At 60.2% G+C, this 14,697-nt stretch carries 12 protein-coding genes and 1 tRNA gene; 12 read left to right on the forward strand and 1 reads right to left on the reverse strand.

What is annotated here, in order from left to right:
• The first annotated feature begins 5 nt into the window (after positions 1 to 5).
• The 7 genes from ANI01nite_RS00005 to ANI01nite_RS00035 all read left to right on the forward strand — a co-directional run bounded on the left by ANI01nite_RS00005 (position 6) and on the right by ANI01nite_RS00035 (position 7,097).
• Positions 6 to 80, forward strand: a tRNA-Pro gene (locus ANI01nite_RS00005).
• Between the two features lie 86 nt (positions 81 to 166).
• Complete coding sequence (gene tig, locus ANI01nite_RS00010; RefSeq protein WP_038990810.1) at positions 167 to 1,498, forward strand: trigger factor; 1,332 nt, start codon at positions 167 to 169, stop codon at positions 1,496 to 1,498.
• A gap of 223 nt (positions 1,499 to 1,721) precedes the next feature.
• Positions 1,722 to 2,345: an ATP-dependent Clp protease proteolytic subunit gene (locus tag ANI01nite_RS00015; RefSeq protein ID WP_255209556.1), complete on the forward strand. Its 624-nt coding sequence runs from the start codon at positions 1,722 to 1,724 to the stop codon at positions 2,343 to 2,345.
• Between the two features lie 47 nt (positions 2,346 to 2,392).
• Positions 2,393 to 3,052, forward strand: coding sequence for an ATP-dependent Clp protease proteolytic subunit (locus ANI01nite_RS00020; protein WP_038990812.1), 660 nt, complete (start codon positions 2,393 to 2,395; stop codon positions 3,050 to 3,052).
• A 167-nt stretch (positions 3,053 to 3,219) separates the two neighbouring features.
• Entirely contained in the window at positions 3,220 to 4,512 is a 1,293-nt protein-coding gene (clpX, locus tag ANI01nite_RS00025; protein WP_038990813.1) for an ATP-dependent Clp protease ATP-binding subunit ClpX, read from the forward strand.
• Between the two features lie 42 nt (positions 4,513 to 4,554).
• Positions 4,555 to 5,163: a mycothiol-dependent nitroreductase Rv2466c family protein gene (locus tag ANI01nite_RS00030; protein ID WP_141355208.1), complete on the forward strand. Its 609-nt coding sequence runs from the start codon at positions 4,555 to 4,557 to the stop codon at positions 5,161 to 5,163.
• Between the two features lie 926 nt (positions 5,164 to 6,089).
• Positions 6,090 to 7,097, forward strand: coding sequence for a trypsin-like serine peptidase (locus tag ANI01nite_RS00035; RefSeq protein WP_141355209.1), 1,008 nt, complete (start codon positions 6,090 to 6,092; stop codon positions 7,095 to 7,097).
• A gap of 319 nt (positions 7,098 to 7,416) precedes the next feature.
• Here the strand turns inward: ANI01nite_RS00035 and valS are convergent, their stop codons facing one another.
• On the reverse strand, positions 7,417 to 10,035 hold the full coding sequence (gene valS / locus ANI01nite_RS00040) for a valine--tRNA ligase (protein WP_141355210.1): 2,619 nt from the start codon (positions 10,033 to 10,035) through the stop codon (positions 7,417 to 7,419).
• 90 nt (positions 10,036 to 10,125) lie between these two features.
• Here valS and ANI01nite_RS00045 point away from each other — a divergent pair, with 90 nt between their 5' ends.
• The 5 genes from ANI01nite_RS00045 (at position 10,126) to ANI01nite_RS00065 (ending at position 14,692) form a co-directional block, all read left to right on the forward strand.
• Positions 10,126 to 10,611, forward strand: coding sequence for a methyltransferase family protein (locus ANI01nite_RS00045; protein WP_141355211.1), 486 nt, complete (start codon positions 10,126 to 10,128; stop codon positions 10,609 to 10,611).
• A 58-nt stretch (positions 10,612 to 10,669) separates the two neighbouring features.
• A complete protein-coding gene (locus ANI01nite_RS00050) occupies positions 10,670 to 11,434 on the forward strand; it encodes an SDR family oxidoreductase (RefSeq protein WP_073706122.1) in 765 nt (254 codons plus the stop codon).
• A 30-nt stretch (positions 11,435 to 11,464) separates the two neighbouring features.
• Entirely contained in the window at positions 11,465 to 12,205 is a 741-nt protein-coding gene (locus ANI01nite_RS00055; RefSeq protein WP_141355212.1) for a sirohydrochlorin chelatase, read from the forward strand.
• 67 nt (positions 12,206 to 12,272) lie between these two features.
• Positions 12,273 to 13,973, forward strand: a complete 1,701-nt coding sequence (locus tag ANI01nite_RS00060; RefSeq protein WP_141355213.1) for a nitrite/sulfite reductase — start codon at positions 12,273 to 12,275, stop codon at positions 13,971 to 13,973.
• Complete coding sequence (locus tag ANI01nite_RS00065) at positions 13,970 to 14,692, forward strand: phosphoadenylyl-sulfate reductase (RefSeq protein ID WP_141355214.1); 723 nt, start codon at positions 13,970 to 13,972, stop codon at positions 14,690 to 14,692. The genes ANI01nite_RS00060 and ANI01nite_RS00065 overlap by 4 nt, the downstream gene beginning before the upstream one ends.
• The last annotated feature ends 5 nt before the right edge of the window (positions 14,693 to 14,697 follow it).

Below are 14,697 nucleotides of genomic sequence, written 5' to 3' on the forward strand. Positions count from 1 at the left end.
CTAATCGGGGTGTAGCTCAGCTTGGCTAGAGCGCGCGCTTTGGGAGCGTGAGGTCGCAGGTTCGAATCCTGTCACCCCGACTCTGTCGAACAACCCCGCAACGCCACCATGTTGCGGGGTTTTTGCAGATTAGACCTAATATTAGACAACTCAGGAGTACAACGCTGTGAAGAGCGCCGTCGAAAACGTCAACCCGACCCGGGTTAAGCTGACCGTTGAAGTTCCTTACGAGGAACTGAAGCCCCGCGTCGATGAGGCGTACAAGACCATCGCTCAGCAGATCCAGATCCCCGGCTTCCGCAAGGGTAAAGTTCCTGCAAAGCTGATCGACCAGCGCGTCGGCCGTGGCCACGTCATCGAGACCGCTGTTAACGAAGGTCTGAACGAGTACTACCAGAAGGCAATGGTTGAGAACGAACTCACCCCATTGTCCCGCCCAGAGGTAGACATCACCGAACTGCCATCCCTCGAAAAGGAAGGCGAAGGCCAGCTGGTCTTCACCCTTGAGGTAGACGTACGTCCGAAGGTTGAACTTCCGGACTACAAGGGCATCGAGGTTTCTGTTGAAGCCAAGGAAGTTGCTGACGAGGACATCGAGAAGGCTCTCGACGACCTGCGCGGCCGTTTCGGCACCCTGAAGGAAGTTGAAGCTCCAGCAGCTGCAGACTCCTTCGTAACCATCGACCTGACGGCTTCCGTTGAAGGCGAAGAAGTCGACTCCGCACAGGGCCTGTCCTACCAGATCGGTTCCGGCAACATGCTCGAGGGCATGGACGAAGCCGTTACCGGCCTGTCCGCTGGCGAAGACGCAACCTTCGAAACCACCCTGGCTGGCGGCGAGCACGCTGGCAAGTCCGCAACCGTCAAGGTCGTAGTCAACGCTGTGAAGCAGCGTGAACTGCCAGAAGCTAACGACGACTTCGCTCAGCTGGCTTCGGAATTCGACACCATCGCCGAACTGCGCGAGAACCTGGCAAAGGACGCCGCAGAGGGCAAGGTCGTCGAGCAGGGCGTAGAGGCTCGTGAGCTGGTTCTGGACAAGCTGGTTGAGCTGGTTGAGGTCCCTGTTCCTGCTTCGGTTATCGACGAGCAGATCGAGCAGCACTTCAACGCTCCGAACTCCGAAGAGGGCCACGACACCGAGGAGCACCGTGCAGAGGTTCGCGAGAACACCGAGCGTGCCTTCAAGAACGAAATCATCCTGGACGCAGTTGCAGATGCTGAAGAAGTTGGCGTCGAGCAGTCCGAGCTGATCGACTACATCGTCCAGACCGCAGGCCAGTACGGCATGGAGCCAAACCAGTTCGCACAGATGCTGGACGGCGCAGGCCAGGTTCCGATGCTCATGGGCGAAGTTCGCCGCCGCAAGGCACTGGCAAAGGTTCTCGAGTTCGCTACGGTCACTGATTCCAACGGTGCCGCAGTTGACCTGACCTCCTTCGTCAAGCCAGCCGGTGAAGAAGAGGCAGCTGAGGTTGAAACCGAAGAAGCCAAGTAGTCTTCACTAAACTCTGATGGCCGTCGGCCGCTTGTTCAACGCAAGCCGCCGATGGCCATTTTTGTTCGCTTCAGGCGTGCATCATGCGCCGTGAGCGAAACAGGGGCATGAAACGGCCCAAGTTCGCCTTGAAGTAAGTAATCTCAAAGTAACCAGTTGCAGCTATGGGATTAGAAACAGAGATTCCAGAAACTGATCTACACGTTTGGAAGAGGTAGAGAACATGTCAAATGATTCGCGCACTCCCACTATGGCAGCCGCAGAGCCGGCCGGCCGTGATGACTACATCTACAACCGCCTGCTCAAGGAGCGCATCATCTGGCTGGGCTCCGACGTCCGCGACGACAATGCGAATGCCATTTGCTCGCAGTTGCTGCTGCTCTCGGCAGAGGATCCTGAGAAGGACATCTACCTGTACATCAACTCGCCAGGCGGCTCGATCACCGCTGGCATGGCAATCTACGACACCATGAACTTCATCCCGAATGACGTGGTGACCGTAGCTACCGGCCTGGCAGCATCGATGGGCCAGTTCCTGCTGTCCTCGGGCACCCCAGGCAAGCGTTTCGCCACTCCGAACGCACGCATTCTGATGCACCAGCCATCGGGCGGCATCGGCGGTACCGCCTCGGACATCAAGATCCAGGCTGAACTGATCATGCACATGAAGAAGGTCATGAGCGAGCTGACTGCAGAACAGACCGGTCAGACCGTGGAGCAGATCCTCATCGACAACCAGCGTGATAAGTGGTTCACCGCAGAAGAAGGCCTGAAGTACGGCTTCTTCGATCAGATCGCAACCCACGCAGGCTCGGTCACCGGTGTTGTAGGCGACGACGACAAGTAGTCGTACCGCACCGCTTTATACCCAAAGATTTGTCCAAGGAGAAAACCATGAACTTCAATCCGGAAGCCGTTAGCGGTCAGATGCCGTCGGCCCGCTACATCCTGCCACAGTTCGAAGAGCGCACCCCATACGGTTTCAAGCGCCAGGACCCTTACGCAAAGCTGTTCGAGGATCGCATCATTTTCCTCGGCGCCCAGGTCGATGACGCATCGGCTGATGATGTCATGGCCCAGCTGCTGGTCCTGGAATCCATGGACCCAGAGCGCGACGTCACCCTTTACATCAACTCGCCAGGTGGTTCCTTCACCGCGATGACTGCAATCTACGACACGATTCAGTTCATCCGCCCAGAGGTCCAGACCGTCTGCCTCGGCCAGGCGGCCTCGGCAGCAGCAGTACTGCTCGCAGCTGGCACCCCGGGCAAGCGTTTGGCGCTGCCCAACGCCCGCGTGCTGATCCACCAGCCAGCAATGGGTGGCGGCGAACGCGGTACCGCGACCGACCTGCAGATCCAGGCCGAGGAAGTCATGCGCATGCGCAGCTGGCTGGAAGAGACCATTGCATCCCACTCTGGCCAGAAAGTTGAGAAGGTCCGCGATGATGTGGAGCGCGACCTGTTCATGACGGCGAGCGAAGCAAAGGCCTACGGCATCGTTGACGAGGTATTGACTCCTCGCAAGCTGAACCGCGCCCAGCTGGGAAGCTAGCGCATACTTGGAATAATCCAGGATGAATGGCGGTTTACCTAGTTGCCGGTCTGTCCAAAGGCAGAAGGCGCAACACAGGTAAACCGCCATATTCATCTAATTTGGGGGACAACTAGCCTAGAATTGAGTAAGTCCACAGCTACTCAAGTAAACGGGAGAATGGTGCGATGGGACGCATGGGTGAAGGCTCGGATCTGTTGAAATGCTCTTTCTGCGGGAAGAGCCAGAAGCAGGTTAAGAAGCTAATTGCAGGCCATGGTGTCTACATTTGTACTGAATGCATCGAACTCTGCAACGAAATCATCGCCGAAGAGTTTGCCGAAGAGCAGGTGCATGAAGAGTTCTCCCTGGCCAAGCCACGCGAGATCTTTGATTCGCTGCAGGAATACGTCATCGGCCAAGAGAACGCCAAGCGGGCACTCTCGGTTGCTGTCTACAACCATTACAAGCGCATCCACGGCAACCAGGACCACGGTCCCGTTGCTGCGCTGACTAACGAAGACCCACTGGATGACGTGGAAGTCTCGAAGTCGAACATCATGCTTATCGGTCCTACTGGATGCGGCAAAACCTATCTGGCTCAGTCGTTGGCGAAGAAGCTGAATGTTCCATTCGCAGTCGCAGACGCGACAAGCCTTACCGAAGCAGGCTACGTGGGAGAAGACGTGGAGAACATTCTCCTCAAGCTCCTCCAGGCCGCCGACTATGACGTCAAGAAGGCTGAAACCGGCATCATCTACATTGACGAGATCGACAAGATTTCCCGCAAGAGCGAGAACCCTTCGATCACGCGAGATGTCTCAGGCGAAGGTGTCCAGCAGGCACTGCTGAAGATTCTTGAAGGTACAGTTGCAGCCGTGCCACCTCAGGGTGGCCGCAAGCACCCGCATCAGGATTTCATTCAGCTCGATACCACCAACATTCTTTTCATTGTTGCCGGCGCCTTTGCAGGCTTGGAAGAGATCATTTCTTCTCGCGCAGGACAGAAAGGCATTGGCTTCGGGGCCCCGCTGACCGCGCTGAAGTCCGAAACTGCTTCCTATTCGGATGTTCGGCCTGAGGACCTGCTCAAGTTCGGACTGATTCCAGAATTCATTGGACGCCTCCCGGTGATCACGACGGTGGAGCACCTGGACAAGGATGCGTTGGTTCGAGTGCTGACCGAGCCGAAGAATGCACTGCTCAAGCAGTACCAGAAGATGTTCCAGATGGACGGCGTAGCATTGAGTTTCGACCGATCCGCTCTCGACGCCATCGCGGAACTGGCTATTGCACGTGAGACGGGCGCACGTGGCCTGCGTTCGATTCTTGAAGAAACTCTTGGCGGAGTGATGTTCGATTTGCCAAGCCGCGACGATGTAGCTGAAGTGGTAATCACTCGCGCCACCGTAATCGACCGCGAAGAGCCCACGCTGCTCTCGCACGCGATGGTCGCCAAGCGCGACAAGAAGTCTGCATAGACCACGTCCATAAAGTTCTTTTCGAAAGAAAGTTGGTAGTTCATGGCTGAACGTCAGCAAGTTGATTTCTGGTTCGATCCAATCTGCCCATTCGCATGGGCGACGAGCCGCTGGATCAAGGAAGTAGAAAAGGTCCGCAACATCGATGTGACCTGGAATGTCATGAGCCTTTCAATGCTTAACGAAGGACGGGATCTTCCCGCTGACTACCGTGCGATGATGGACAACTCATGGGGACCGGTACGTGTGATCACCCGTGCCGCCCAGGAGCACGGCGATGACGTTAAAGACAGCCTGTACACGGCAATGGGCGAGCTGTTCCATTACGAAAAGATCGAAGATCGTGGGGAAGTGATTTCCAAGGCCCTGGCGAAGGTCGGACTCCCCGCAGACCTCGCTGAGGCGGCGGATACCGACGCCAATGACGAGGCCTTGCGTGCCAGCCACGAGGTTGGAATTGGCAAAGTGGGCCAGGATGTCGGAACACCAATCCTCGCCGTTGATGGCGTTGCCTTCTTCGGGCCGGTAATCACTCGCATTCCAACCGGAGAAGATGCAGGCAAGATGTTTGATGCCGCGGCGCAACTCGCATCGTTCCCATACTTCTTCGAAATGAAGCGTACCCGCACCGAAAGCCCAATTTTCGACTAAGCGAAAATTCATTGTCCAAAGGACGTTGTCTCATGGAGAGACAACGTCCTTTGTGCTTAGCAGGGAACTCAGCGGCAGCGTCAGCGTGGATCTACCGACCTTCCGCGCTTCGATTGATGCAGTTATCCATCCGATGTGCTCCTTGTGCGGCGGAGAATTGGCCACACTGTCCTGAGGGGTTGCGTCGATCATTTCACCGGATCTTCGTGGAGCGCGGAAACTGGCTCACACATTGCCGGCGAAAATGATTCCCGGCAGCCATTCTCATTGGCCGGCGCTCGCTAACGGATGCTTCAGGTAATCGGCGCACGAGGTTCGACGGATTGCTTGGGATGATCTCGCCAAAAGTAGCGGACGGCCGATGACTTAGGCCATGCGCCCATCGTCTTGGTGGTGAGCCCGAGATGCCCCTGCAGGGACCTGCGAACGCAGAACGCGGTGTCGCAGGGAGGCCACTGGTGATCCAGGCGTTGGTTCCGTGTTGTGCTCAGACGCGTGAATAAGTCCATTTTCGACATCTAATTAACTCATATTTTTTCCTTCTGCCCAGCCATCGTACTGCCGAAAAGTACCTGTTACCGAAGTTTCCGTTTCATATATTCGCGGTTGGTGGCCTGCCGTTGAAAGATGAATCCTGGAGATCCAATAGTGATTTGATTCACAAGTAATTTTGGGGTCGAGCCGAAACCGGCTGATCTGGCTGGGCTATCAGCGCGGGAGCGGGCAACGTGCGCGGACGAATTAAAGTATCTGTTCCAGGCTAATTTCGCTTCACAAATTGAGCGCCGCAGGCGAATCACGACACGGTCGACGGAGGGAAAGGTTCCTGTAGAAAATGCTTGAAGTGTGTGTTTGACTATTTCCCACGAGTGCAACCGCACCCCCATCGATAGTGGCAAAGAAGCCTCTGGACAAGGAGTTAAATCGTGCAGATTCGTTCTCTAATTACGGATTCATCCAAGGGCAGAGGGCGCCGCAAGCTGGCAGGCGCCGCAGTCCTTGCGAGCGCACTGATGCTTAGCGCGGCCCCAATGGCCTCGGCAACGCCGACGACAACGGGCGGAGAGATCGAGTCGATCACGATCTCTCAGCAGAAGGCTGAAGCTGCGGTGGACTACTGGACCGCAGACCGGATGAAGGCCGCAAAGAACGCAGATTCACTCGTTGCTGGAAAGTCGGGCTCGGCCGCCAAGGTCGAAATCGGCAAGCCTGCCAAGGTGGCTGGCCATGGAGCTGACGTTGCCGCGGGCAAGCAGACGCAGAAGAAGGGTGGCAAGACCCGCGCAACCCAGGAAACTCCGGTCTCGCACATCGGCAAGGTCTTCTTCACCCTTGGTGGATCAGACTATGTCTGCTCCGGCAATGCTGTGGTCTCCGCCAATGAGTCGACCGTCTCCACTGCAGGGCACTGCCTGAACGAAGGACCGGGCGCATTCGCCACCCGTTGGGTATTCGTCCCGGCCTACGAGAATGGCAACGCACCGTACGGCTCCTTCGCAGCGACCGAGCTGGTGGCGCCAACCGAATGGTCCAACGGCGGTGACATCTCCTATGACACCGGCTTCGCAGTCGTCAGCACGAGCGGTGGTTCGACCCTGACAGATGCCGTCGGCGCATCCGGCGTTGCATTCAACCAGGCACGCGGCGAGCAGTACACCGCGTACGGCTACCCAGCTGCCTCGCCATTCAACGGCGAGACCCTGCAGTCATGCACCGGCTACGCGAGCGACGATCCCTTTGGCCAGTCGCAGTCCCAGGGCATTCCATGCAACATGACCGGCGGCTCCTCGGGCGGACCATGGTTCCTGGGCAGCGGTTCGGACGGCTACCAGAACTCGGTGAACAGCTTCGGATACAGCTCCGTGCGCGACACCATGTTCGGGCCATACTGGGGTTCGGTGATCCAGCAGGCTTACCAGAACGCGCAGAACTAAACGCTCACTCGCCGGCGGCTGGACATTGATGGGGATCCAGCCGTTGGCATGGAGCAGAAGGGAAAGATGATGGCCAATGGAGATTCGCCAGCTGACCGGTCCAAGACTCCGGTCCAGAGGCATCGTCTTGAGAACAGCGCCGAAGACCAGCTGAAATACTTCACCGACCAACGTCGACGCGCAGCTCGTCCCACAGAAAAAACCCTTGAATCTCCACTGCAGAAGGATCGTCCAGATCCGGGGGAGAAAGAGGAATAGAAACGGAAAAACCGGTTGCCATCCCGTTGAGGGGATGGCAACCGGTCCTGTTTAATGGCGCTTACGCCTCTTCGGCCGGAGCCAATTCGACGTTGGCGACAGTCAGTTCGCCTTCGGCTTCAACCAAGGACAACTCGCGGGCATTGGCTGCGGACTTCAAGTCCTCGAAGCCTGCCTTGAGCTGGGCAACCTGGGCTGCAGGCGCGTGAATCTCGCCCGAGAGCACCTCGGTGCGCTGCTTGACCTTTGCATCGGACTTGGCCTTGCGGATTCCCGAAAGGGCTACGCCAACCAGCGGCAGTACTGCAGGGTCGGCGCCCTCGACTGCTGCAGACAGGTGCTCGGTGCTTGGCCACTGGGTCAGGTGCACGGACCCGTTGCGCCACCAGCCCCAGACCTCTTCGGTGGCGAACGGGAGGAACGGAGCGAACAAACGCAGCACCGAATCCAAGGTGGTGGCCAAGGCAGCCAGAACAGAAGCCTGCTCGGCTTCTCCATGGCCACCGTATGCGCGGTCCTTGACCAGTTCCACGTAGTCGTCGGTGAACGACCAGAAGAACGACTCGGTGATATCCAGAGCTCGAGCATAGTCGTAGTTGTCGAAAGCGCGCTTGGCATCTTCGATAACGGTCGACAGGCGGGCGAGCAGCGAGCGGTCAAGCCCGTTGGTGACTACCGAAGCATCATCGGTCAGCACATTGGCCTCGGTGGCACCCAAGTTCAGCACGAACTTCGAAGCGTTCAGGATCTTGATGGCCAGGCGGCGGCCGATCTTCATCTGGTTCACTTCATAGGCGGTGTCGGCACCGAGCTTGGCACTGGCCGCCCAGTAGCGGACGGCGTCCGCACCGAACTTGTCCAGGACTTCGTTCGGAACCACCACGTTGCCCTTTGACTTGGACATCTTCTTGCGGTCCGGGTCCAGGATCCAGCCCGAAATGGCGGCGTGCTTCCACGGAGCGTTGCCATGCAGGGAATCTGCACGCACCGCGGTGGAGAACAACCAGGTGCGGATGATGTCGTGGCCCTGGGGGCGCAGGTCGAACGGGTAGACCTTCGCGAAGAACTCGTCGTCGCGGCCCCAACGGCCCACGATCTGCGGGGTCAGCGAGCTGGTTGCCCAGGTGTCCAGCACGTCGGCATCGCCAATGAAGCCGTTGGCTGCCCCACGCTGGTCCTCGGTGTAGCCGGTAGGCGCGTCGGCCGCCGGATCAACCGGAAGCTGGTCGATGGTCGGCAGCAGCGGTGCATCGTAGTTCGGTTCGCCGTGCTCATCGACTTGGTACCACACCGGTACCGGTACGCCGAAGAACCGCTGGCGGGATACCAGCCAGTCCCCATTCAGGCCCGACACCCAATTCTCGTAGCGCGAACGCATGAACGACGGGTGGAAATCAATTTCCTGGCCGCGGGCGATCATCTGGTTGCGGCGCTCTTCGTCGCGGCCGCCGTTTCGGATGTACCACTGGCGCGAGGTCACGATCTCCAGCGGCTTGTCGCCCTTTTCGAAGAAGTTCACCGGACGGGAGATCTTCTTCGGCTCGCCATCGAGCAGGCCGGCTTCGGAAAGCATCTCAACGACGGTTTCCTTGGCGGAGAACACGGTCTTTGCCGAAATCTGGGCGTAGGCTTCCTTGCCGGCCTCGGTGGTGATCCACTCCGGGGTCTCGGCCAGGATGCGGCCGTCGCGTCCGATGATCGGACGGGTTGGCAGCTGCAGTTCGCGCCACCAGGTCACGTCGGTCAGGTCGCCGAAGGTGCAGACCATGGCAATGCCCGAACCCTTGTCGGCCTGGGCCAACGGGTGCGGGTGCACGGTGACTGGAACGCCGAAGATCGGCGAGGTCACGGTCTTGCCGAACAGGTGCTGGTAGCGTTCGTCATCCGGGTGCGCCACCAGGGCGGCGCATGCTGCCAGCAGTTCCGGGCGGGTCGTCTCGATGAAGACCTGCTCGCCGTTGTCGGCAGAGAATGCGTAGCGGTAGTAGGCGCCCGGCATTTCACGGTCTTCGAGTTCGGCCTGGGCCACGGCGGTACGGAAGGTCACGTCCCACAGGGTTGGGGCCTCGGCCATGTAGGCGTCGCCCTTGGCCAGATTCTCCAGGAACGCACGCTGCGAGGCCGCACGCGAGTTGTCGTCGATGGTGCGGTAGGTCATGCGCCAGTCAACCGAAAGGCCCAGGGTGGTGAACAGCTGCTCGAAGACCTTCTCGTCCTCGACCGCGAGCTCTTCGCAGATCTCGATGAAGTTCTTGCGGCTGATGACGTCCCAGTCGCGCTGGTTCTTCGCCGGCTTTTCTGGTGGACGGTAGCCCTCGATGTAAGGCTTGGTCGGGTCGCAACGGACACCGAAGTAGTTCTGCACGCGGCGCTCGGTCGGCAGCCCGTTATCATCCCAACCCAGTGGGTAGAAAACGTTCTTGCCGTTCATGCGCTGGTAGCGGGCCAGTACGTCGGTCTGCGTGTAGGAGAACATGTGTCCTACGTGCAGCGAACCCGAAGCAGTTGGCGGGGGAGTGTCGATGGAGTACACGGCTTCGCGAGTCGTATCCTCATTGAAGTGATAGGTGCCCTCGGTGCGCCACCGGGACGAAAGACGTTCCTCCAAGCCTTCCAATGCTGGCTTGTCAGGAACGGAAACCGTTGCGGGCGTGTCTGTGCCCAAGTTTTCTTCTGCCATGCCTCTATTCTTTCATGTTTTGCCCGGTGCCAGGACATTGTTGCCCATGGCTTGCACCACGCGGCGCCCGTGGCGAGTACCATCTTGTGCATGGAGCGACGAAGAGCACCTCGAATGCCGCCACCGGCCATTGCAGCAGCCGCGATGGCTGCACAACGGCTGCTGGTTCCCGAGGTGCGTTCATCAACCGGGTTAAAACTCATGGCCGGGCTCTTGGCCATTGGCGGTGCTGGCCTTGCCCTAGGCGCAGGACTCTCTTTCCATGCCACCAAGACCACCGCGAACCCGCGGCGTCCGGAGAACAGCACTGCTTTGGTCACGACGGGACTCTTTGCCCGCACCCGCAATCCGATGTACCTGGGAATGGTTGCCGTATCCACCAGTTATGCCATGTGGCGGGGCTCGCTACTGGGGCTTGTTCCCAGCGTCGCGCTCGCCTGCTGGCTCGACCAGTTCCAGATACCCGCTGAAGAAGATGCCCTGGCGCAGAAATACGGACAGGCGTATTGGCAGTACCAGCGGGCGGTGCCGCGCTGGATTCCTTCCACTGAGCGCGGCAAAACCCATGCCAGATGAAACGTAAGAGAAATTCATGCCTTACCAACTGGTAATCATCTAGTTCTACAGTTGTTGCATGACTACTACTAATAGCACTTCATCCCGTTCGGCCGTCGTGACCGGAGCTTCCAGCGGAATCGGGCAGGCAACCGTACGCGCTCTGCGCGCTCAAGGGTGGACCGTCTTCGCGGTGGCCCGCCGTGCAGAACGCTTGGAAAGCCTCGCTGCCGAATGCGGTGCGATCGCCGTTCCAGCAGATGTCAGCGTGCAGGCTGATGTCGACTCGTTGGCGGAAACCGTGCTCGCCCAGGGCGGCGTCGACACGCTGGTCAACTGCGCTGGCGGTGCCCGGGGAACGGAGACCTGGGCGGATGCGATTGACGAGAACTGGGAATTCATGTGGCAGGCCAATGTAATGGGAACCATGCGCCTGACCCGTGCCCTGCTGCCGCAGCTGCGCGAGGCGCGCGGCACCGTCCTGAACGTCACGTCCACGGCGGCACTGGCCAGCTACGAAGGCGGCAGCGGCTACAACGCAGCGAAAGCTGCAGAACGGGCCATGACCCAGGCTCTGCGCCTGGAAGAAGTCGAGAACGGCTTGCGCGTTATCGAGATCCTGCCTGGCCTCGTGCAGACAGAAGAGTTCTCCCTGCGCCGGTTGGGCAGCCAGAGCGCTGCCGATAACGTCTATGCTGGCGTGGATCATCCGCTGACCGCCGAAGACGTTGCCGAGGTGATCCGCTATGCGGTGAGCGCCCCTGCACATGTGAATCTCGATGAGATTGTCATCCGCCCGCAGGCGCAAGCCGCGAACCACAAGCTAATCCGCAATGCCAAATAGGCGCCCAACTTCATCCATGAGGACAAAATCATGAGCCAAAAGACCCAGCAGACGATCCATATCGTGGCCACATCCCATGGCACAGACAACCTCCATGGGCAGCAGCTGATCCACGACCTGCGTGCCGATCTTGAACGCATGAGCGCACAGCAATTCCCGGGGCAGCTTCTCTGGCACGAAGCCTATGTGGATGTCCAGGAACCCCGGCTCGAATCGGTCATCGCGGCCCTGCCCGAAGGCGAGCCGGCAGTGGTCCTGCCATTGCTGGTCTCAGACGGGGTGCATACGACCGACGATATTGCGCAGGCTGTCGCTTCACGTCCGGGCACTTTAGCCGCGCCGCCATTGGGCCCGCTGCCAGAACTGGCCCAAGTTCTGGCGCAGCGTGCCGCCGCGCACCTGGAGAAAGGCCCGCTGGTCATCGTGGCCGCCGCGGGCACACGATTGGAAGTCGGCCAAAACCAGGTCGAGAACCTGGCCGAGCAGGTCGCGGGCCTGCTGGAGCGCGAAGTGCTGGTGGGATATTGCGCGGGCGCGCAGCCGCGGATCGCTGAGCTCGTGGGCGGCGCGGCCGGTCGTCCGGTGCTGGTGCTCAGCGCGTTGCTCGCCGACGGATACTTCCAGCAGAAGCTGGCTAGCACAGGCGCCGACGTGGTGACAAGCCCACTGCTGCCTGACGTCATGATCACTCAATGTTTCCTTGTGCGACTGCAAAAGGCCCTTCAAGAAGGGCTTTTCATGTCTCCAGATGACGAACTCCTAACCCGTTAGTCAACGCGTAGCCATGTGACATCAGCAGGTTGCTGACCCCCTGGGGGCAGTTTCTAGGCTGATGGGCATGACGCAGACAACCACACCAGTTCGCCCCAAAAGAGCGGCCAAGCCCAACGGCCAATGGAAGGTCGATGGCACTACGCCGCTGAATGCCAACGAGGAAATGAAGGCCGCCGACAACGGCCTGAACGTGCGCCAGCGGATCGAAGAGATCTACTCCGTGCAGGGCTTCGACTCCATCGACCCGGATGACCTGCACGGGCGTTTTCGCTGGTGGGGCCTGTACACCCAGCGTGCCCAGGGCATTCCCGGCGGCAAGACCGCCACGCTGAGCCCTGAAGAGCTCGAGGACCGCTACTTCATGCTTCGCGTGCGCATCGACGGCGGGGCGCTGACCACCGAGCAGTTGCGCGTCATCGGCCAGATCTCCAAGGACTTCGCCCGCGATACGGCAGACCTCACCGACCGCCAGAACGTGCAGCTGCACTGGGTGGACGTCGTCGATGTTCCAGAAATCTGGCGCCGCCTCGAAAACGTGGGGCTGCACACCACCGAAGCCTGCGGCGATGTCCCGCGCGTCATCCTCGGTTCCCCGGTAGCTGGGATCGCCAAGGACGAGATCATCGATCCCACCCCGGTGATTGCCGAGATTTCCCGCCGCTACATTGGCAATCCGGAGTTCTCCAATCTTCCGCGCAAGTACAAGACCGCGATCACCGGCCACCCCAGCCAGGACGTTGTCCACGAAATCAACGACTTCGCCCTGATCGCGGCCATTCACCCGGAGCTCGGCCCAGGCTACGACCTGTGGGTCGGCGGGGGACTGTCGGCCAACCCGCGGCTCGGCGAGCGCCTTGGCGCCTTCGTCTCCCAGGAACAGGCCGCCGACGTATGGGAGGGCGTCACCTCGATCTTCCGCGATTACGGGTACCGCCGGCTGCGCAACCGCGCCCGCCTGAAGTTCCTGCTGGCCGACTGGGGCACCGAGAAGTTCCGCCAGGTGCTGCAGGACGAGTACCTGGGCTACGCGCTGCCTGATTGCGAACTGCCGGCCCAGCCCACCTCGGCAGGTGACCACAGCGGTGTGCACGAGCAGAAAGACGGCCGTTTCTACGTCGGCCTGACCGCCCCGGCAGGACGCGTCTCGGGCAGCACGCTCGTGGCCCTGGCCGACCTGGTCGAGGCGCACGGCTCCACCAGGATGCGAACCACTCCACACCAGAAGATCCTTGCGCTGGATATCGCCGAGGACCAGGTCAAGGAATTTGTCGGCGCAGCGCGCGCCCTCGGGCTGGAAGCTTACCCCGGACTGCTCAAGCGGTCGGCTATTGCCTGCACCGGCATCGAATTCTGCAAGCTGGCCATCGTGGATACCAAGGACACCATGATCGACGCGGTAGCGAAGATCGAGGAACGCCTGGCCGATCACCAGGGCAAGCTGCCCCGGGCGTTGGCGCTGCACGTCAACGGCTGCCCGAATTCCTGCGCCCGCATCCAGACCGCAGACCTCGGGTTCAAGGGCCAGCTGATCACCAATGAGGCCGGCGAGCAGGTGCCAGGTTTCCAGGTTCACCTGGGCGGCACCCTGGCCGGCCGGGAAAACGGCGAAGCGACCATGGGCCGTACCGTGCGCGGCTTGAAGGTGGCTGCCGATGAATTGCCCGACTACGTTGAGCGGGTTGTGAAGAACTATTCGGCCTCCGCGGACGACGGTGAATCCTTCGCGGCCTGGGCCCACCGAGCTGAAGAGGACGAACTGAAATGAGCGAGCAGAACCACGTGCGAACCCGCAGCGAAGCCGAACTGCGGCGGATCGCCAAGCTCGGCGCCGATGAGCTGGGCTGGGAGGCCACGGCAGAGCAGGTCGTCGCCTTCGCCGCCGAGCACCTGGGCGCCGATGAGGTGGCGGTGGCCTGCTCGATGGCCGACGCAGTGCTGCCGCACCTGGTCGCCGCGCAGCTGCCGAAGGTCGACGTGCTGTTCCTGGAGACCGGATACCACTTTGCCGAAACCCATGTCACGCGCGACGAGGTCGCCCGCACCCTGGACGTGAACGTCGTGGATGTGCTGCCTGAGCTGAGCGTTGCCGAACAGGATGAGAAGTTCGGCAAGGACCTGTTTTCCCGGGATCCGGCCGCCTGCTGCCAGCTGCGCAAGATGGACCCGCTGGCTCGTTCGCTGTCCGGATACAGCGCATGGTTCACCGGGGTGCGCCGCGACGAGGCGCCGACCCGCAGCAACACCCCGCTGGTCGTTTTCGATGAGAAGCACGGACTGGTCAAGTTCAATCCGGTCGCCCCCTGGAATTTCGACCAGCTGATCGGCTACGCCACCGAGCACCAGGTGCCGGTGAACCTGCTGCTGTCCAACGGCTACCCATCCATCGGCTGCCAGCCGTGCACCCGCCCGGTGGCCGAGGGCGAAGACCCCCGGGCCGGTCGCTGGGCCGGCTTGAGCAAGACCGAATGCGGAATCCACGTCTAAAGGAG

Source organism: Glutamicibacter nicotianae, from assembly GCF_006539525.1.
Classification (GTDB): Bacteria; Actinomycetota; Actinomycetes; order Actinomycetales; family Micrococcaceae; genus Glutamicibacter; species Glutamicibacter nicotianae.